Raw genomic sequence first — 20700 nt, forward strand, 5'->3', positions numbered from 1 at the left:
TCTGATCTAATATAGGCTATATAAAATCACCGGTTAATAACATTGAACCAAAACATAGCTGAACAGCTTTTAGCGCTTTCGCGAAAAGAACCAAACGCACGAAAACGCATACGATTACTCGCAGTGTCATTATTTTATGGGAGTCCATAAATCTCCTACGGTGTTTAATCACGATGTATCGATCAAAGGGGAAGAGTGGGCTGAAATCTTTAAAGCTGTCTACTTCGCCTAGCGCTGATTCGTCCTTTATTAAAGAGTCTTCTAACAGCGTTGTGCACGATGAATCACCTTATGATCAGCGACCGTTCAGTAAATTAACTTTGCTTTGTTTATGGCTTTGATTTAGGATCAAATGAGTTTAAAAGCAAGAACTAATAGCCAGTGTCTAGATTACTTATTTGTTTATTATTATTTTTTTCGAGTGCGTCAGTATTTGCAGTTGAAGTAACCAACTTATACCAAGATACCCTTAAAGTGGCTGATAAATCACGCGATGCTCGCCTAGCAGCAAGCCGTGAAGCGCTTCTGAATGTATTGGTTAAAGTGAGTGGCGACACGAGTGCGGATCAAAATCCAACCGCGAAAGAGCGCACGAAAGACATTTCAGATTACATGCTTAAATTCGAATACGACGAAAAAGCAGATGGCACTTTAAATCTCGTCGTAAAATTTGAAGCGAATAAAATCAATGCGTTAATTAAAGACTTAAATCTTCCACTTTGGGGGACTCGTCGTCCATTGGTGGCAATTTGGCTTGCAATTGAAGATAACTGGCGTCGCGAACTTGTGACACAAGAAAGTTACCCTCAGCTTGAACAGCTTATATATGATAAAGCAGGTCGCCGCGGTTTACCCGTTGTTGTGCCATTGCTTGATTTAGAAGATCGAGCCATTGTCGGTATACCAGAAGTATGGGGGAACTTTTCAGACCCTGTAGAACGAGCTTCAAGTCGTTACAGTGCTGAAAGAAGTATTACTGCGCGCATGTATAAACAGCAGGATTCTGAAACGTGGGTGCTTGATTGGCGGTTTACCAATGATGAATTGTTTGAATCGAATCGCTTGGTGGGTGATAAGCAACAAATTGTGGCTGATATGGTTGATAGCCTAGCAGGCGGCTTAGCGCTTGAGTACGCCATTGATCCTACCATGATTGGGCAACTCGCAACCGCAACCTTTCATTTAAAAGGAATTACGAACTTTGTTGATATTGAGTTTGCAAAACGTCGCTTAGAAAGTTTAAGTGTTGTTACACAAGCACAAATTGCTGTTCGTACTCCTGACTCCGTACAATTTGTTGTGAACCACACTGGCAGTATGAATGATTTTAGAAAAGCATTAGAACTTGATAGTGCTTTTAAAGCCTACCAAAACCCAAGAGATTTTTATCAAGTCGTCAACAACGATGAACTAGAGTATCAATGGCAGGGGCTTTAACACTCGTGCAAGAACCTATGCAAATGGCATTGCCAGTAACGTTGCCTGATGATGAAACATTTACATCGTATTTTGGTGGTGAAAACTCGCTTGAAGTCAGCCACTTGAAAGATGCTTTTACTAAGTTAAATAGCAAGTTTCAATACACATATTTGTGTGGTTTAGGTGACTCAGGCAAGTCACACTTACTTTATGCAACCTGTATTCACGCGCAAGAACTGGGTCTATCAACGATGTTGTTATCGATGCGAGAGGTCATTGATTTTGGTCCAGTTGTGCTCGAAGGATTAGAAACGCTCGATGTTCTATGTATTGATGACTTGCACCTTATTGCAGGGAATGATGCGTGGGAAAAAGGCCTTTTTAACTTTTTTAATCGCTTTAACGAGCCGAGCAAGTTTTTAGTGGTAACGGCTGATTTGCTTCCAGACATGTTGCATATTAATTTGCCCGACTTGGAGTCGCGTTTAAAGTGGGGCACAACGTTGCAAATTCGTTCTATGAGCGATGATGATAAAGCAGAAGCGCTAGTACGTCGTGCTCATATGCGTGGCCTTGAATTAACCGATGAGTGTGCCCGCTTTTTATTAACCCGATTAAGTCGTGATATGCGAGCATTATTGGATGTATTGGACAAACTTGACCATGCATCGATGGCTGCACAAAGAAAATTAACTATTCCTTTCATAAAATCAACGTTAAAGCTTTAGTAGGGCTAGAATCTAGTCCTTGCTTTCAGTTATCATTAGCTATTACAAAATCCTCTGTGAAAAACCAGGTACTCAATGAACTTAGAAAATATTTTAGCGCAAGCACTTGAGGCAGTAGCCAGTGCGAGTGAAATCGCGCAATTAGAAGATATCAGGGTTAATTACCTTGGTAAAAAGGGTGAAATCACCAACTTACTTAAAACGCTTGGCAAGATTGCCCCTGAAGAGCGTAAAGAAGCGGGTCAAGTGATTAACCAAGCAAAACAAGAAGTACAAACAGCAATCAACGAAAAGCGTGAGTTACTAGCAAGTAAGGCTCTTGAAGAAAAGCTAGCCGCAGAAACGATCGACGTAACATTACCTGGTCGTGTTATGCCAACAGGTGGCTTACACCCAGTAACTCGTACAATTGAGCGAATTGAGAGCTTTTTCGGCGAATTAGGTTTTGCGGTTAAATCAGGCCCTGAAGTTGAAGACGATTTTCATAACTTCGACGCATTAAATATTCCTGAGCATCATCCAGCGCGTGCGGATCACGATACTTTCTATTTTAATCCTAAGCTTGTGCTACGTACGCAAACAAGTGGTGTGCAAATTCGTACTATGGAAACGGAACAGCCGCCATTGCGTATTATCTCTCCTGGTCGTGTATACCGTAACGATTATGACCAAACGCACACGCCGATGTTCCACCAAGTGGAAGGCTTGATGGTTGATACAGATGTTAGTTTCACAGAGTTAAAAGGTATTCTTCACGATTTTCTACGTAACTTCTTTGAAGAAGATATGGAAATTCGTTTCCGTCCATCTTACTTCCCATTTACCGAGCCATCAGCAGAGGTTGACGTAATGGGTAAAAACGGTAAATGGTTAGAAGTACTTGGTTGTGGCATGGTACACCCTAACGTTCTTAAATCAGTAGGTATCGATCCTGAAAAATACACCGGCTTTGCATTCGGTATGGGTGTAGAGCGCTTAACAATGTTACGTTATGGCGTGAATGACTTACGTGCATTTTTCGAAAACGATTTAAAATTCCTAAACCAGTTCCGTTAAGAGTGAAGAAATAAAATGAAATTTAGTGAAAAGTGGTTAAGAGAGTGGGTTAACCCAGCAATCGACACGCAGGCTCTTTCGGAACAGTTATCAATGGCTGGTCTTGAAGTGGATGGCGTGGAGCCCGCAGCGGCAGAATTTACCGGTGTTGTCGTTGGTGAAGTTGTTGAATGTGGTCAGCACCCAGATGCAGACAAACTACGTGTGACTAAAGTAAATGTTGGCGGTGATGAGCTTCTTGATATCGTGTGTGGTGCACCAAACTGCCGTCAAGGACTAAAAGTAGCTGTCGCCACGGTTGGTGCAGTTTTACCTGGCGACTTTAAAATTAAAAAAGCCAAGCTTCGTGGTCAACCCTCACATGGTATGCTGTGCGCATTCGTTGAATTAGGGATCAGCGAAGAAGGCGACGGCATCATGGAATTGCCAGCTGATGCACCAGTCGGTACAGATTTACGCGAGTATTTAAACCTAGATGACAACATCATTGATGTTGACCTTACACCAAACCGTGGTGACTGTTTAGGCATAAAAGGTCTTGCCCGTGAAGTGGGTGTTCTAAACAGTATTGATGTTAATACACTTGATATTGCGCCAGTTGCTGCAACGATCGACGACAAAGTTTCAATTGAACTTGTTAACGATGATGCCTGTCCTCGTTATTTAGGTCGTGTAATCAAGGGAATTAACTTAGATGCACAGACACCACTTTGGATGGTAGAAAAGCTGCGTCGCAGTGGTATTCGTTCAATCGACCCAGTGGTTGATGTAACAAACTACGTGTTATTAGAGCTTGGCCACCCAATGCACGCATTTGACTTAAATGCGATTGAAGGCGGCATTAAAGTTCGCAGCGCTCATGCGGGCGAAGAGTTGGTCCTTCTTGATGGCAACACAGCTAAACTGAATGAGTCTACGCTTGTTATTGCAGATCACAACAAAGCGCTTGCTATTGCAGGTATTTTTGGTGGCGAAAAGTCAGGTGTGACAGAATCAACCTCTGATATTTTATTAGAAAGTGCGTTTTTCAACCCAGTTGCTATTGCGGGCCAAGCACGTAGTTACGGTCTTCACACAGATGCATCACATCGCTATGAGCGCGGTGTTGACTTTGCCTTGCAAAAAGATGCAATGGAGCGTGCAACAGCACTGTTACTTGATATTGTAGGTGGCGAAGCAGGTCCAGTCGTTGAAGCGGTTGCAAATGATAAATTGCCAAAAGTAACTGAAGTGCGTTTACGCCGTGAGCGTTTAGACCGTGTCATTGGTTATCACATTGATGATGCAAAAGTTACTGATATCCTAACGCGTTTAGGCTTAGACGTGAAAATTGTCGATGGTGTATGGAGCGCTGATGTACCTAGTTACCGCTTTGATATCCGTATCGAAGAAGACTTAATTGAAGAAGTGGCGCGTGTGTTTGGTTATAACAGCATTCCAAACGTAGCGCCGACAGCTAAGCTAAAAATGACTAACCACAATGAATCACATGTTGCGGTTACTAAATTCCGTAATACTTTAGTGACACGTGGTTATCAAGAAGCTATCACATACAGCTTCGTAGACCCTAAAGCACAAGCAATTCTGCATCCGCAAAGTGATGCATTGATATTACCTCACCCAATTTCAGTTGAAATGTCAGCGATGCGTGTAAGCTTAATGCCTGGCTTGTTGGCATCATTGGTGTATAACCAAAATCGTCAGCAACCGCGTGTTCGTTTGTTTGAACATGGCTTAAAATTCTTACGTGACGAACAGGCCGAAAACGGGGTAAACCAAGTTGCGGTAATCGGTGGTGTGATTTCGGGTCTTGCTCACGGTGAACATTGGGTTCAAGAAAAGCGTCCTGTTGATTTTTATGACTTAAAGGGCGATGTTGAGGCACTTTTAGCTATTAGCAACGATATGTCACGTTTTGAGATAAAAGCAGAACAGTCAGATGGCTTACACCCTGGTCAATCTGCCGTTATTTATGCTGATGGTAAAAAGGTTGGTTTCTTTGGTGCGGTTCATCCACAAGTACAAAAGTCGCTAGATATCAATAACACAGCATTCGTGTTTGAAATTGAAATGTCGGCTCTTGAAAAAAGAAAATTACCTGAAGCAGTTGCAGTGTCGAAATTCCCGTCAAACCGCCGTGATATCGCGATTTTAGTGGAAGATCACGTGAAATCGGGTGATATTTTTAAGGTCATAGAAAAAGTTGGCGGAAATCAATTGGTTGACCTAAACTTATTCGATGTGTATAAGGGCAAAGGTATTGAGCCAAATTATAAGAGTTTGGCGATTGCTCTAACACTGCAAGCGGTTGATAGAACGCTCGAAGAGAAAGATATCAATCAAGTAGTTGATAATGTGGTGGCCGCATTGGCCGAACAATTTAACGCATCGTTGAGGGACTAGATATGGCGCTTACTAAAGCCGACATAGCTGAACACCTATTTGAAAAACTCGGGATCAATAAAAAAGATGCCAAAGATTTAGTTGAAGCGTTTTTTGAAGAAATCCGCTCAGCGCTAGAAAAAGGCGAGCAGGTTAAGCTCTCTGGATTTGGTAACTTTGATCTTCGAGATAAAAAAGAACGTCCAGGCCGTAATCCGAAAACAGGCGAAGACATCCCTATTTCGGCACGCCGAGTTGTGACCTTTAGACCAGGTCAGAAGCTTAAAACTCGTGTGGAAGTTGGTACAAGCAAATCAAAATAAGAAAAGGCAGCATTCGCTGCCTTTTTTATTTTTAAAAGCCTCGGGGCGAGACAAATTCGCCAGCTTGAATGCTGTCGTAAGTTTTTTGTGCGAGCTCATTGAGGCTGTCGAGACTTTTACCAGAAACGGTGAGCTTGTGCTCAATCGGCAAAATATCAACATTTTCAAACCCTGATAATTGTGCAACACGTGCGAATGTGTAAGCGTGCTTATATTTTTCGTGTTTGTAAAATAAGCTTACAAGTGTTGGATAAATTTCTGGGTTAGGTGTTTGACCCGCCTTATTAAGCTCTAATGTTTTGTAGAGCAGATCAATGGTTTTTTCATCGTCAAACTTGACATAGTAACTGGCTAAGAAAAATTGTATTTCTGCATTTTCTGTTACGCGTTTATCTTGTTTGTTCTCTAAAGCAAGTAATTTTGATAACGCTGATTGGTCGTTATTACGTGACCAATGGTAATAGAGTAGCCCTGGATGATTGGTATCTTTAGTGTCTTGGAAGATACGTGTCATTTCTTTAATACTGGTTAAATGACCTTCCACACGAGATGTGGTTTTTTCTTTTAATTTAATATGCTCAATTTTTGCTGCCAAAGACACACATTGATTATATTTTTCAAAGTCTTTCAATAATTGATATTTGTTTTCGTCAGTGGGTGACTTATATTCAACATAACGTTGAATTATCACATCGGCACGTTGTTCTTTGCAGTGGCTATCTTTGTTTAGATCACTACAAAAACCCGGTGTTTCGTCGCACACTTTAGCCAGTGTAAGCGGATCTTCACACCCTGTTAATGCCAATAAACCAAGCAAAACGCTTGCTCTTAGTAACATTCCTTAACCTCGAGTTAATAAATACGACTTTATTCTAGCGCAATGAATTGTTCTGTAACAGTGGAGAATCATTTGAGTTTAAATTAGAATACCCCTGCCTGAGATGTGTTGCTCTCAAATCACAGCATATTTTTAAGGCTATCCGTTCAAAATTGTTTAATTAGGTAAAAAAAATGACCTCATCTCACGAGTTAGAATACACAAACAGCTGGCAAGAACGCCAAGATTACGCAGAAAGCATGCAACCAATTATTGGTCGCCTATACCGTAACCGCGGTATCGAAATTGCTGTTTATGGCCGCCCGCTTGTTAATGCTAGCCCTATCGATATCATCAAAGCCCACAAAACTGTTGCTCAGTTTGAAGGCACTAAATTACGTTTGCGCGAGAGCTTCCCATTTTTAGAAGCCATCAGCAAAATGGATTTAAACTCGGCACGCATCGATATTGGTAAATTAGCATACGGTTATTTATATAACGATGCCGCTAAAGGCCGTTCTGTTGAAGAGTATTTAACTGAAGAGCTTGCTGAAATTGCGAATGCAGAGCGCAAAGAGCCACGTGACGTTGTTTTATATGGTTTTGGCCGAATTGGTCGTTTGTTAGCTCGTTTATTAATTGAAAAATCAGGTCCTTATGCAGACTTACGCTTACGCGCGATAGTTGTACGTGGCGGTAAAGACGGTGACCTTGAAAAGCGTGCAAGTTTATTGCGTCGTGACTCAATCCATGGTCCTTTCAATGGTTCTATTACGATTGATAAAGAGCGCAATGCAATTAAAGCGAACGGTAGCTACATCCAAGTTATCTATGCTAACTCACCTAACGAAATTGATTACACTGCATACGGTATCGACAACGCGCTTATCGTTGATAATACTGGTATCTGGAAAGACGAAGCAGGCCTTGGACTTCACCTAGAATCAAAAGGCGCTTCAAAAGTACTTTTAACTGCGCCTGCGAAAGGTAATATTAAAAATATCGTTTACGGTGTAAATAACAAAGATATCAAGCCTGAAGATAAAATTGTCTGTGCAGCAAGCTGTACAACAAATGCAATCACACCAACGCTTAAAGCATTAAACGATAAGTTTGGTATTAAGAATGGCCACGTTGAAACGGTTCACTCTTATACAAATGACCAAAACTTAATCGACAACTACCACAGTGCTGAGCGTCGTGGTCGTGCTGCGGCACTTAACATGGTTATCACTTCGACAGGTGCTGCTAAAGCTGTATCAAAAGCATTACCTGAACTTGAAGGTAAACTGACGGGTAACGCTATCCGTGTACCTACACCTAACGTATCAATGGCTATCTTAAACCTTAACCTTGAAAAAGGCACAACCGTTGAAGAATTAAATGCTTTCTTACGTGATACTGCGCTGCATTCAGATTTACGTGACCAAATCGATTACACAGCATCAACAGAAATCGTATCTACAGACTTAGTGGGCAGCCGCTATGCAGGTGTTGTAGATTCACAAGCGACGATTGTTGATGACAACCGTGTTGTACTTTACGTTTGGTACGATAACGAGTTTGGTTATAGCTGCCAAGTAGTACGTTGTATGCGTGATATGGCTGAAGTAACGTTCCCAAGCTTACCTCGCTAATACCTAACGTGATAAATTTAAAAGCCAGCATATTGCTGGCTTTTTTAGTCGTGAAAGTTTTTGCAAATTTTCTGCATGTGGTAGGCTGTATTTAGTCTGCTACATATTACTAACAAAACGTCCTAATCGGTGCGTTGACTTAATTCTTATCGAATGACTACGCCGTTAAGAATTATTTTTAAGCAATAGGTTTATAGAATGAAAATTACCAGCAATTTTGACAGTGGTAACATCAAGGTTATTGAAGCCGTTGACCCGCTGAATATTCAATTAGAAATCAATAAAGATAATCAGTCTGATTTTTTCCAGTGGTTTCACTTTCGTCTAGAAACAACCCCATTTCAAAACCACAAGTTACATATCAACAACTTAGAAAATTCAGCCTACCCAGATGGTTGGGAAGGTTACCATGCTGTTGCGTCTTACGACCGTCAAACGTGGTTCCGTGTCCCTTCAGAGTACGCAAATGGCACACTATCATTTGAAATGGAACCAGAGTGTGGCAGCGTGTATTTCGCGTATTTTGCGCCATACAGCTATGACCGTCATTTAGATTTATTAGCATGGGCACAAAGCCAGCACGCTTGTGAGCTTGAAACGCTCGGCGAAACGTTAGATGGTCGTGACATGAGCGTGCTACGTGTTGGTATTCCAAGCAGTGATAAGAAAACAATTTGGATTACTGCACGCCAACACCCAGGCGAAACGATGGCTGAGTGGTACGTTGAAGGTTTACTTCATAAATTACTTGATGATGAAGACCCACATGCCGCTGCACTTTTATCAAAAGCGGTGTTCTACATTGTGCCAAACATGAACCCAGATGGCAGCGTTCGTGGTCATCTGCGTACCAATGCTAAAGGCGTGAACTTAAATCGTGAATGGCAAACGCCAAGCATGGAAAATAGCCCTGAAGTATTCTTAGTGCTAAATAAAATGCGTGAAACAGGCCTTGATATGCACCTAGATATTCATGGTGACGAAGCTATTCCATATAACTTTGTTGCGGGCAGCGAAGGTATTCCGGGATACGATGACCGCTTAAAAGAGCTTGAAGACAGCTTCAAAGCAGCGCTATTAACAGTGACACCTGAATTCCAAGATGAGCACGGTTATCCGAAAGATGAACCAGGCCAAGCGAACTTAACGGTTGGTTCTTCTGCAGTTGCACATGAGTTTAATGCTTTGGCGTACACTGTTGAAATGCCATTTAAAGATAATAACGATTTACCAGATCCTGACTATGGCTGGTCAGATCGTCGCTCGTATCAATTTGGTCAAGATACACTAGCGGCCATTGTTAACGTTGTCGATAAATTACGATAACGAGTCTAATCCAATGACGGGCATCAGCGAATACTGATGCCCGTCCTTGTTTCTGCTACATATCACGTAATTAGATTTGTTATATTGAAAATTAACTGTTAACAAGGTTGGTTGATTTAAGTTAATATTCAATACGTTTAGCTGAGAAGTAAATTAATCTTAGTATTTATTTCTCGCATCTATATGTATGTCGCGCATTCTCACAAGCTAACGCCGAGTATCGTAACTAACAATAAAAAATATAATCATAGAGGATATCCATGGAAGCTTTTGTAAGCGCCGTTAATGACGTAGTCTGGAGTAGTGCACTCATCTATTTATGTCTTGGCGCAGGTCTGTTTTATTCCGTTTTAACCCGTTTTGCTCAAGTTAGACATTTCAAAGAAATGTGTAAGTTGCTACTAAGCTCAAACAGTTCTAATACCGGTATTTCATCATTTCAAGCTTTGGCAGTTTCGTTATCAGGCCGTGTTGGTGTTGGTAACATCGCAGGTGTAGCTGCAGCAATTGGTTTTGGTGGCCCCGGTGCTATTTTTTGGATGTGGGTCGTGGCATTTTTAGGAGCCAGTACCGCGTATGCAGAATCAACACTAGGTCAAATTTATAAATCAGAAGAAGATGGCCAGTATCGCGGTGGCCCTGCTTATTACTTTGATCGTTGCTTACAACAAAAGTGGTTAGCAGTGCTATTTGCTGTGTCGGCAATTATCGCATGCGGTGTATTTTTACCAGGTGTACAAGCGAATGCGGTAGGTAACGCATTTACCCAAGTGTTTGGCGAAGGTACATTAGTGAGCACAAGTTTTGGTGATGTTGGTAGCTTTAAACTGGTTGCACTTGCGATCATTTTGATTGTGTTAGCGTTCATTATTTTTGGTGGCATTAAACGTATTGCCAACTTTACTCAAATCGTTGTGCCATTTATGGCTCTTGGTTACATTGTTCTTGCTTTAATCGTGGTATTTATAAACCTTGATAAAGTACCGGGTATTTTTTCACTTATTATTACTGACGCATTTACGGCTCAAGCGGGCTTTGGTGCAGCGATAGGTTGGGGTGTAAAACGCGGTATATACTCAAATGAAGCGGGTCAGGGTACGGGGCCGCATGCTGCTTCAGCCGCTGAGGTTGATCACCCAGCACAACAAGGGTTAGTGCAAGCTTTTTCAGTCTATGTTGATACTATCTTTGTATGTACAGCAACGGCATTAATGATTTTAATTACTCAACAATATAATATCGTAGGTGAATTACCTGAAGGGCAATTTATTGTTCAAAACGTTGATGCAGCAACTGAAATTGGCTCAGCAGCCTTTACACAAATGGCATTATTTAGTGTGTTTGGTGGTTTTGGCCAGGCGTTTGTTGGTATTGCGTTATTTTTCTTTGCATTTACGACAATTCTTGCTTATTACTATATCGCAGAGACAAACGTTGCTTACTTAAATCGTTACTTCAAGGGGAGCATTCCACTTGTTCTTGTAAAGCTCGTTATTATGTTTATGGTGGCATACGGTATGGTTAATAGCTCTGGGTATATCTGGGCTATTGGTGATATCGGTGTTGGCTTAATGGCGTGGATTAATATTGTGGGCATTTTAGCTATCTTTTTCGTGGCTAAGCCTGCGCTTAATTGTTTACGCGATTATGAAGAGCAAAAGAAAGCCGGTGGCGAAATTACATTTGACCCTATTAAGTTAGGGATTAAAAATGCCACATTCTGGGAAAAACGCCTTGAACAAAAGGCAAAAGATAAATTATAAGTTGCTAAAGCAATAAACTTAAAGTGTGGGTTAGAGCGTCTTAGTTATTACTATTTTCGAATCTTCACGATTGAATGCAATTCGAAAAAGACATCGACTCATAAAACAAGTACAATAAAGGGCGCCTAAAGGCGCCTTTTTTATGCGTAGTATGGAGAAAGATATGGCGATTATTAGTTGCCCGCAATGTGCAAAATCAATATCTGACAAACATAAACAATGTCCTCATTGTGAGTGCCAAGTCACTGAGCTGAGCAATGAGCAGTTGCAGCAAATGCAAAAAGAAACGCGCATTCGTAAACAGCAAAAGTTTATGAATCATTCTTTCCTCGCACTGATTTTATTTTTAGGGGGCTTTTTCTGTTATTACTTTATTCACCCTGAAGCAGAATCTTTAGAGTGGTATGCCTATTCGGCAGCCATGGCAGTAGGCTTTGTATGGTATATTGTAAGCCGTATCTATTTAGTTGTTTTAAAAAAGAAAAAGTAACATGAATATTGATCACATCGTTAAGAATATCACCCCAGAAGTATTTGAACGTCTTCAGTATGGCGCATCAACAGGCAAATGGCCTGATGGCACGGTATTGACTGAAGAGCAAAAACAACAAACCGTTCAACTCGTGATGCTTTATCAAGCTAAAGTTTCGCAGACCAATGAGCAGTTTACCATTGGTGCCAATGGTGAAATGGTGCAAAAGAGCAAAGCTCAATTGCAAAAAGAATTCGCATCTGAAAATGAAATAGCTAGGTTTAGTGAAAATGATCTTTAAACACCTATTTACACCGAAATGGAAACACCCTAAGAGCCAAGTTCGTTTGGCTGCTGTTGAACGCCTTGACTCAGAACGTGATGTCAACATTTTGAATAGCATCGCGCTTGAAGACAGTTCAGCAGAAATCCGTAAAAAAGCATTGAATAAAGTAAATGATATTGTTTTATGGTGGCAAGTATATAAACAAGATCAGGCATTAAAAGAGATTGCCGAACAGCATATAAATCAAGCGGTGTTAAACACCGACAGTCAGCTTGATGAGAGCATAAAAAACGAATTCATTGAACGTTTTGCACCCGTTAAAACACTTGAAAAACTCGCGTTTGCAGAAAAAGAAATTCAAGTGCGTGTTAAGTTACTAAAACGCTTAGCTAACCCAAACCTAGTTGATAAAGCTTTCAAAGAAGGAAGCGAAGAGTTACAGCTCAAATTAGTTGAACTTGTAATTCAACACCAACTGTCTAAACCACTTTTGAAACATGCTAAAGGTGAAGCGCATACGCAACTTGCTGCCCATTTAGAAAATGAGCGTTTAGCCGCTGAAATGCCGGCTAAAGTTGAAGCTGATACCCGAATTGTACTTGCTAAACTTAATGCACTGCGTGAAAAAAGTGATTTCAACCTAGTATCTCAGCAACATGCTGATTTACTACAGCAATGGCAGGCCATCGAGTTAAAGTGGCTAACGGATGAACAAGTCAACTTATTAGATAAAAAATACTCAGCCATTATCGCAAAGTTAGATACACATCTTGCGATGCTTAGCAAAGAGCATCAGGCGCAGCAGCAAAAGCTTGCAGAGCAACAGCGTCAAGTGTTGGCACTGGCTACTTTAGAAGCGCTAGGCGAAGAAATTGAAAATGCATTACAGCTCGGTCTAGAGACCCCAGAACAAATACAGCAAGATTGGCTTGAAGCTAAAGTAAGTCAAGCAAAAGAGGCACTTGCTGAGACTGAGCTTGCTGACAATCAAAATGTACGTGATGTGAAACAGCATTTATCGAATTTGTTTAAACAAGTGGAGCAGTTACCGCAGTTAGTTGCTGCGATTGCTGACTATAAAGCGGCATTCGATGCTTTATCTGCGGTTACGACAAGCGACGATGAAACACAGTTTGATACGCTAAATAAAGAGTTTGAGCAGAAAAGCAAATTCGCGCGAAAAAAACTCTCGCATATCCCGTCTCGCCTACAAGGGCGTTTTAAAGCTAACTTAACGGAATGTGTGAAAGCGTGGCAACATGCCATGTTGCCGTTAACCAGTAAGTTTGACAAAAACCAACAAGCCGCGAAGCGCAAAGCACGTGATGTTAAACGTTTGATTGATCAAGGTCGTTTTAATGTTGCCTTTGGTGTTTTTAAAGGATTTGAAGAGTTATATGAGACATTAACCGAGTCTTATAAGCAGCCATTAAATACATTAAAAGCAGATCTTGAGGCACAGCTAGCAGAAGCGAAAGACTGGCAAAAATATGCATCGGCGCCGAAGCGCGACGCTATTTTACAAGAGGTCAGTGAGCTTGTTGCAACGCCATGTACCGATCCTAAACAGCGTGCTGAGCAAGTTAAACAATTACGCCGTCGTTGGAATGAATTAGGTCGCTTAGATACTAATGCTGAAAAACAGCAGGGTGAACTTTTTGATCAACACATTGAAGTGTTGTTCACGCCTTGTCGTGAGTATTTTGCAGAGCAAGAGCAGTTGCGCGAGCACGCAAAAACACAGCGTTTAGATATTATTGCACAAATGCAGCAATTAGCTGAGCTTGATGCACAGACCGATGATTTTGACTGGAAACAGTTTGAAAGTAAGTATAACCGCATCAGTAAATCATGGCGTTCTGCGGGTAATGTAGACCCTAAAACGTATCGTGAATTACACAGCGAGTTCAAAACGGTTCAGTCGCAAGTGAATGCGAGGTTAGCTGCATTTCACAAAGCCAATGCGGAACAGAAAAGTGCCCTCGTTGAGCAGGCAACACTACTTTCTCAATCTGACGACCTTGCAACCGCATGTCAGCAATTAAAGGCATTGCAACAAACATGGCAAACAATTGGTTTTGCTGGCATGAAAGCAGAAAACACGTTATGGCAGCAATTTAGACGTGTCAACGATGAGACATTTGCAAAGCGTAGCGCAGAGTTTGAAATACAAAAGCAAGCTCAACAGCAGAATGATGAAGTCGCTGCAGTGGAATTAACCGAGCTTGAGTCTGCGTTAGGCAGTGTGGTTCACTTAGCACAACTTAAAGACTTAGCGGCTAAATTATCGGCATTAGACTACTCTAAATCACTTAGTGGTCGAGTTGCGCAATTAGAAAGTGCCATCGCGGCGAAAACAGAGGTGCTTGGTAAACAAGCTGAACAATCAAAGCTAGCTGCTTTGTTTAGTGCCCTAGAAGAGGGCAGTACTATACCGGCTCAATTTCAGGTTTCGTTAACAACAGCATTAACTGCGCAGCAGTTGTTGACACGTATTGAAATTTTAGCAGGGGTTGAATCAGCCGATAGCCAATTACGTATGACAGAGCAAGTTGCAATGCTTGATGATAAGCATCGTGGCGAACAGGCTGATGTTTACTACTATCTAAAACAACTTTTAGCGGTCAGTGAAGGTTCAGTTTCACCTGACACACTAGCTAGGCTTAAAGTTATATTCGCAATTTAACGATTAATAGCAATCGATTAAGGTATTTAGTTTTCTCTCAAGATAAGTGGGGTGTCATATCCTACTTATCTTGATTATTGAAAGATTAAATAAGTTAACATGGTTGATTTAAGCCGCTTTTAAAGCGGCTTTTTTGAGGAAAAAAAATGAGAATTTTAATATTACTTACGTGTTTATTTTTAGGGGCGTGTAAGAGCACAGATCAAGGTGTCTCTGTTTATTCATTTACAAATTCTGAAATAGAAACTGCACTTGCAAATCAGTTACCAAAACTCAGTGAACAAATTAAGTTAATGGGTTTACCAGTTGATTTTTCAGTGAATGACTTAAGTGTTAACGTTGGTCCTGATAAACGCGACGTAGTCGTTTTAGGCGCAGACTCAAGTGCAGTGATTAAAGCGTTTGCACTTAAATACCCAGTAAGATTAAAACTAAAAATCGAGGGCAGTCCTTTCTATGACAGTGAGAAAAAAGCGGTGTTTCTTCGTAATGTGAAATTAATAGACACCACGGTCGATACTGCTGGGTTTAAAGGTAATTTAAACTTACTAGATGAGCAAGCGATGCAAGTTATAAATAGCTTTTTAGCCGTTAATCCAGTTTATAAACTAAATATGAATGACCCTAAAGTGGCACTACTAAGTAAGTTACCTTTGGATATGAAAGTATCACAGGGTGAAATTCTCTTAGTACCTACTCTCTAGAAAGGGTATCAGCAAGCAGTGTAAAAAGCGGCAAAATGCCGCTTTTTTAATGTATTGAGTGCGTCAATTTAAAAATAGTTAAGTCGTTTTTCTGAAAACGTCAGTGTAATTTTGTAAACGTTAAACTTAGTTGCCAACTGACTATCACCAATCCGTAAAAATAGATAATCATTTTGAGTGATAAAACCTGTGCCACCTGCGACAAAAATGTCTGATTTACCACTGCATGGATGCAGAGCAATGCAGGAGCAATTGCCGAAAACAACTAAATAGCGACATTTTTACCTTATTATTGACGCGGTTTTATTGCCTAAACATAGACCACTTAATTAAGCCAATTGGTATAACAGTCCTTTATTACTTTACTTGTTTGCTAATTAAAAGCTTGTCATAATGCTCGTGATATTTCGCGAGTGGAACCTATGTATGATTAAGGAATTTTTAAACGACCCAACATTATTACTCAATGCGGTAGGTGAAGGGATTTATGGCTTTGACTTATCGGGCAATGCGGTGTTTGTTAACCCTGCCGCAGAGCACATGACGGGGTGGCATGCCGATGAGTTATTAGGTAAAAAAATTCACCAATATCATCATCATACTAGAAAAGATGGCTCGCCTTATCCTGCCGACGAATGTCAGATATATTGCACCATGTTTGATGGCAAGCATCGGCATGTAACCGATGAGGTGTTTTGGCGCAAAGATGGAAGCCATTTTGCAGTAGAATACACCTCAACACCTGTCTATAAGAATGGTGAGCTGATAGGGGCTGTCGCGATTTTTCGCGACGTTTCAAAACAACAGCAAACCGAACTCGCTTTGCGTGATGCATTGGCGCAAGTACAGCATTTATCTGAACAATTACAAGAAGAGAATGCTTATCTTATTTCTGAGTTAAATGAAGATTGGCAAGATTCGGGTCTTGTTGGAAAAAGTCACTCATTTCAAACGATGCTTGAACAAATTACCCTTGTCAGCCAAACAAACAGCACAGTGCTTATTTTGGGGGAGAATGGCACAGGTAAAGAACTTGTCGCACGTAACTTACATCGTTTGAGTACGAGAGCTGAGCAACCTTTTATCAAAGTAAATTGTGCTGCATTCTCAGCAAATTTGATCGAATCTGAATTATTTGGTCATGAAAAAGGGGCGTTTACAGGCGCGAATGAACGCAGGAAAGGTCGCTTTGAGTTAGCTGATAACGGAACGCTTTTTTTAGATGAAATAGCAGAGCTACCGCTTGAATTACAGAGTAAACTTTTGAGAGTATTACAAGAACATGAGTTTGAGCGCGTAGGGGGAACACACACTTTAACTGTGAATATTCGTGTTATTGCAGCCACAAATCGAAACTTATGGCAGATGGTAGAGCAGGGAAGTTTCCGTATGGATCTCTATTACCGATTAAATGTATTTCCTATTCGCGTACCAGCATTGCGTGAGCGAAAAGAAGATATCCCCTTGCTTGCTGCTAATATTATTAACCAGCTTAATAAGCGTCTTGGCAAACACTTTAAAGGTCTTACAAAAACAACCTTGGCACAGCTTGCTAACTACGAGTGGCCTGGCAACATTCGTGAATTACAAAACATACTTGAGCGTGAAGCAATTCTATCAAAACAAAATGTTCTGCAATTATCATCTGCGTTGAGTGATAAAGACCCTGCTTCTGGTGTGGTACTTTCACTTGATGCCGCGCAAAAACAGCATATTTGTACTGTACTCAAGCAGTGTCATGGCAAAATTTCTGGTGAGGATGGTGCTGCGACATTGCTTGAATTGCCAGAAAGTACTCTGCGATCAAAAATGAAAAAGCTAGGTATTAAATACTAAGGCGCGAAATATCACGCAAGCTCGCGGTATTTCGCGAAATTAAGGCGTTCTATATATTTAATATCGTTATTTTTCAATGTTTTACGTGTGTTTTGCTGTTGGCCTGATTGTTGCTCTTACTTGTTAGAACCGAGACTAACAGTAAGTAGCAAAATGAAATTAGAAATCAAAGAGCAAGACCTAATCATCAAGCCCTATAATCAAGAGGGTCCCATTTATATTCGTGAGCAAAAAGGCCGTTTTCAACGTATTCGTCGATACCTTGGATGGGTTTTAATGCTTATATTTATAGCGATTCCATGGATACCTTATAAAGGTCACCAAGCAGTGCTATTAGACGTTGCGAGTCAAAAGTTTAGCTTGTTTGGCCTAACGCTATTACCCCAAGACTTTATGATTTTAGCTATGTTATTTATGACTGGTGCATTTGCCTTGTTTTTCGTTACGAATTGGTTAGGGCGAGTATGGTGTGGTTACACCTGTCCGCAAACAATCTGGATGTTAATGTTTACATGGGTTGAGCAAAAAATAGAAGGATCGAGAAACCAACGTATAAAAATGGATAAGGCACCTTGGTCGGCAACAAAAGTACAAAAAAAAGTGATTAAACATGCTGCGTGGTTACTTATTTCATTAATCACATCGATGTCTTTTATGGCGTACTTTATTCCTGCAAAGTCGTTATACATGAGTTTATTTACGCTTGAAATGTCAGGTATTGTAAGCTTCTGGGTGTTTTTATTTGCATTTTGTACGTATGGCAATGCGGGTTTTTTACGTGAAAAAATGTGTACTGTCGCCTGTCCTTACTCTCGTTTTCAATCAGTGATGTTTGATAAAGACACGTTAGTGGTAACTTATGACCAACAAAGGGGAGAAACACGTGGTGCACGTAAACGTAAAGCCGACCCTAAAGCACTTGGGCTAGGTGACTGTGTTGACTGTAATTTATGTGTTGAAGTTTGCCCTGCTGGCATCGATATTCGTAATGGCTTGCAATACGAGTGCATCAACTGTGGGTTATGTATTGATGCTTGTGATAGTACAATGGAAAAATTTAACTATCCAAAAGGGTTAATAAAATATGCTTCTGAAAAGCAAATGGATGGTGAAACGACAAATCCATTTAGGTTGAAGCTACTTGGTTATGGTGGTCTAACAGCTTTGTTTATTTTAGCTATGGTTGTATGGACAGCAATGCGTACGCCAATCGAAGCATCAGTGATAAGGGATAGAAACGCTTTATATCGGGTTAACTTTGAAGGGCTAGTTGAGAATCCTTACACGTTGTCGATTATCAATAAAACACAGCAGCCGTTAAATTATACGATTGGCATTTCAGGAATTGATGGGGCAGTGTTGCAAGTACCAGAGTCAATTTTAATTGAAGCCGGTAAAATGAAGCGAGTGCCAGTGACCGTTGTTGCAGATGGCTATGGGTTAAAATCAAAAGTGACATCAATTCGTTTTCATATACAAGCACTGGAAGATGTGAGTATTGGCATAACGAAAGACAGTAAATTCTACAGAGATTAAACAGTGGCTACCAATACCATTGTGCTTAATTAAGTGGTCTATTTTGAGGCAATAAAACCGCGTTGATAACAAGGCAAAAATTTAGTTATTTAGTTGCTTGAAACCAGACATTTTTAACGCAAGTAGCGACTGGTTTAATCACTCAAAAAGATTAAGTATTTTTGCACATTGGTATTAAATGGCTTGTTTTTAACAAGCCATTTCTGCTAACTCTAGTTGTTTTAGAACATAGGCCTTTGCACTGTCTAAATCATCATATAAACAGTCTAGAATTTGAATCGGTGATTGTGCTTGCGCAATTACACGCTTCATTTGGTTTAGCACAATGGATGAGCTAAATATAAACGCGGTGGCTTTACAATTGGTATCTTTCAACTCTTTTAATAAGCTGACAAAACCGTGCTCAGCATCTGGGGTAGTTGCATATAAATTTGTTGAATGACTAATGTATGCCCACGGTTTTCCAGCTAAATCGCAAATATGTTTTTTTAATCCAGCCGCGAAGTCGTTGACCAAACGTGCATTAATATTACCAGAAAATTGCCCAATAATAATGGGGCCATCAGTGATTATAGCGACACTGCCATAGTGATTCTTAAAATTCAATTTGCTTCCCTATCTAATTAAAAGAGCGCGAATTTTATACAATCTGCAGTGCGTGTCTAGCGATTTTTTGAACAATAGCGAAAAAGCATAACTTTTTCGCTATTGTTTATTTTAATTAATAATTTACCTGTATTACGTCCGTATGTGTATAATTTATATGCAACATAATTGATTTATAACTAACTAATTATTAACAACGTAATCAAGTGCTCCGGTAATAGAAGCGACTTGAGCATTGATGCAAATTGTATCGTTAGCGTGTGGGCTGTCAGGGTATACCTCTGTGGTAGTAACATATTTTGCATTGGTTAAACCCATGCATAAACCCAGTTTTTTCGCCTCGTAATTTATGACGCCAAATTGAGTTTGTACAACACCAATGAGCTGGTTGTTTTCATCGCTTGGAGCAATATGTGTTACCTTTTCAACGGCTTTAATGATTGCTGTTTGAAAGGCATCCTGTGGTCGTTCACTGTCTGCAACAAGGTAAAAACCATCAGGAATGTTCCAATTATCGTGGGTTTTTGCATCTCGGGCTGCCAGCGCTGGACGAAACTCACTGTTATCGGTATCGGTTGTTTCATGCAAATCAACATGCACTAACGGCGCGATATCATGCTCTGCTAAAAAAGACATAATAGCTGCTGATTCTTCTGCGGGGCTATTTTTATAAAATGAACGATTAGGATCTGTTGCGTTCGGATTCCAGCGGTTGATTGTTTCATAACCCCATGGGCTAATACACGGCGCAACCAAGATATTAAAATGTTCAAGGTAGTCAGCTGCTTTTGTTTTAGCAAAGGCTAGTGCACCATGAACGCCACTTGTCTCATAGCCATGAACACCTCCGGTTATCAGCACACACGGTTTATCTGCTTGCCAATGCTTACTTTTTAGAATGTAAAGAGGGTAGTTTTCGGTGTCATAACTTAGTGCACCATACTGCTCAATATCGAAGTGAGCTGATAAAGCGTCTAATTGTGAAACAACATCATCTTGGTAGCTTCGCTTGACAGATTGTAACTCAAGCCATGCTTTTTTATCTGCGTCGTTCCATGGCTTACCAGGGGTTCCGATAGGATAATTCATAAAATACCTTTTTGGATTTAGGTGCAAAAAAGCC

The 20700-nt window shown here is 40.6% G+C and carries 17 protein-coding genes; 14 read left to right on the plus strand and 3 right to left on the minus strand.

Annotated elements, in window-relative coordinates:
- Positions 1–381 precede the first annotated feature (381 nt).
- From ACSSVW_RS11895 to ihfA, 5 genes are all read left to right on the plus strand, one after another.
- Positions 382–1437, plus strand: coding sequence for a DUF2066 domain-containing protein (locus tag ACSSVW_RS11895; RefSeq protein ID WP_036969039.1), 1056 nt, complete (start codon positions 382–384; stop codon positions 1435–1437).
- A complete protein-coding gene (gene hda, locus ACSSVW_RS11900; protein WP_213019300.1) occupies positions 1422–2147 on the plus strand; it encodes a DnaA regulatory inactivator Hda in 726 nt (241 codons plus the stop codon). The genes ACSSVW_RS11895 and hda overlap by 16 nt, the downstream gene beginning before the upstream one ends.
- 75 nt (positions 2148–2222) lie before the next feature.
- Complete coding sequence (gene pheS, locus ACSSVW_RS11905; protein ID WP_074988360.1) at positions 2223–3203, plus strand: phenylalanine--tRNA ligase subunit alpha; 981 nt, start codon at positions 2223–2225, stop codon at positions 3201–3203.
- A gap of 15 nt (positions 3204–3218) precedes the next feature.
- Complete coding sequence (pheT, locus tag ACSSVW_RS11910; RefSeq protein ID WP_036969035.1) at positions 3219–5606, plus strand: phenylalanine--tRNA ligase subunit beta; 2388 nt, start codon at positions 3219–3221, stop codon at positions 5604–5606.
- Between the two features lie 2 nt (positions 5607–5608).
- The gene (gene ihfA / locus ACSSVW_RS11915) at positions 5609–5908 is read left to right on the plus strand and encodes an integration host factor subunit alpha (protein ID WP_036969033.1); all 300 of its coding nucleotides are present in this window, start codon (positions 5609–5611) and stop codon (positions 5906–5908) included.
- A 31-nt stretch (positions 5909–5939) separates the two neighbouring features.
- Here ihfA and ACSSVW_RS11920 read toward each other — a convergent pair whose 3' ends face one another.
- Positions 5940–6746 carry a DUF2989 domain-containing protein gene (locus ACSSVW_RS11920; RefSeq protein WP_036969031.1) on the minus strand — a complete coding sequence of 269 codons (807 nt, stop codon included), beginning with the start codon at positions 6744–6746 and terminating at the stop codon, positions 5940–5942.
- A 173-nt stretch (positions 6747–6919) separates the two neighbouring features.
- Here ACSSVW_RS11920 and ACSSVW_RS11925 point away from each other — a divergent pair, with 173 nt between their 5' ends.
- The 9 genes from ACSSVW_RS11925 to ccoG all read left to right on the plus strand — a co-directional run bounded on the left by ACSSVW_RS11925 (position 6920) and on the right by ccoG (position 18971).
- Positions 6920–8362 carry a glyceraldehyde-3-phosphate dehydrogenase gene (locus ACSSVW_RS11925; protein ID WP_036969029.1) on the plus strand — a complete coding sequence of 481 codons (1443 nt, stop codon included), beginning with the start codon at positions 6920–6922 and terminating at the stop codon, positions 8360–8362.
- A 198-nt stretch (positions 8363–8560) separates the two neighbouring features.
- The gene (locus tag ACSSVW_RS11930; protein ID WP_074988356.1) at positions 8561–9688 is read left to right on the plus strand and encodes a M14 family metallopeptidase; all 1128 of its coding nucleotides are present in this window, start codon (positions 8561–8563) and stop codon (positions 9686–9688) included.
- A gap of 260 nt (positions 9689–9948) precedes the next feature.
- Positions 9949–11451 carry an alanine/glycine:cation symporter family protein gene (locus tag ACSSVW_RS11935; RefSeq protein WP_065979799.1) on the plus strand — a complete coding sequence of 501 codons (1503 nt, stop codon included), beginning with the start codon at positions 9949–9951 and terminating at the stop codon, positions 11449–11451.
- Positions 11452–11614: 163 nt separating this feature from the next.
- Entirely contained in the window at positions 11615–11941 is a 327-nt protein-coding gene (locus tag ACSSVW_RS11940) for a hypothetical protein (RefSeq protein ID WP_036969280.1), read from the plus strand.
- Between the two features lies 1 nt (position 11942).
- Positions 11943–12224, plus strand: a complete 282-nt coding sequence (locus tag ACSSVW_RS11945; protein WP_036969024.1) for a YeaC family protein — start codon at positions 11943–11945, stop codon at positions 12222–12224.
- Entirely contained in the window at positions 12214–14895 is a 2682-nt protein-coding gene (locus ACSSVW_RS11950) for a DUF349 domain-containing protein (protein ID WP_454179398.1), read from the plus strand. The genes ACSSVW_RS11945 and ACSSVW_RS11950 overlap by 11 nt, the downstream gene beginning before the upstream one ends.
- A 146-nt stretch (positions 14896–15041) precedes the next feature.
- On the plus strand, positions 15042–15599 hold the full coding sequence (locus ACSSVW_RS11955) for a DUF1439 domain-containing protein (RefSeq protein WP_036969019.1): 558 nt from the start codon (positions 15042–15044) through the stop codon (positions 15597–15599).
- Between the two features lie 426 nt (positions 15600–16025).
- Complete coding sequence (locus ACSSVW_RS11960) at positions 16026–17435, plus strand: sigma-54 interaction domain-containing protein (RefSeq protein WP_454179399.1); 1410 nt, start codon at positions 16026–16028, stop codon at positions 17433–17435.
- A 153-nt stretch (positions 17436–17588) separates the two neighbouring features.
- Positions 17589–18971, plus strand: a complete 1383-nt coding sequence (gene ccoG / locus ACSSVW_RS11965; RefSeq protein ID WP_454179400.1) for a cytochrome c oxidase accessory protein CcoG — start codon at positions 17589–17591, stop codon at positions 18969–18971.
- A 189-nt stretch (positions 18972–19160) separates the two neighbouring features.
- On the opposite strand, the gene ACSSVW_RS11970 is transcribed toward ccoG, so the two are convergent.
- Positions 19161–19577 (minus strand): hypothetical protein, encoded by a 417-nt coding sequence (locus ACSSVW_RS11970; protein ID WP_036969014.1) that lies wholly within the window; start codon positions 19575–19577, stop codon positions 19161–19163.
- 183 nt (positions 19578–19760) lie between these two features.
- On the minus strand, positions 19761–20666 hold the full coding sequence (locus ACSSVW_RS11975) for a M14 family metallopeptidase (RefSeq protein ID WP_065979803.1): 906 nt from the start codon (positions 20664–20666) through the stop codon (positions 19761–19763).
- Positions 20667–20700 lie beyond the last annotated feature (34 nt).

The organism is Pseudoalteromonas sp. MBR-15 (assembly GCF_053628915.1).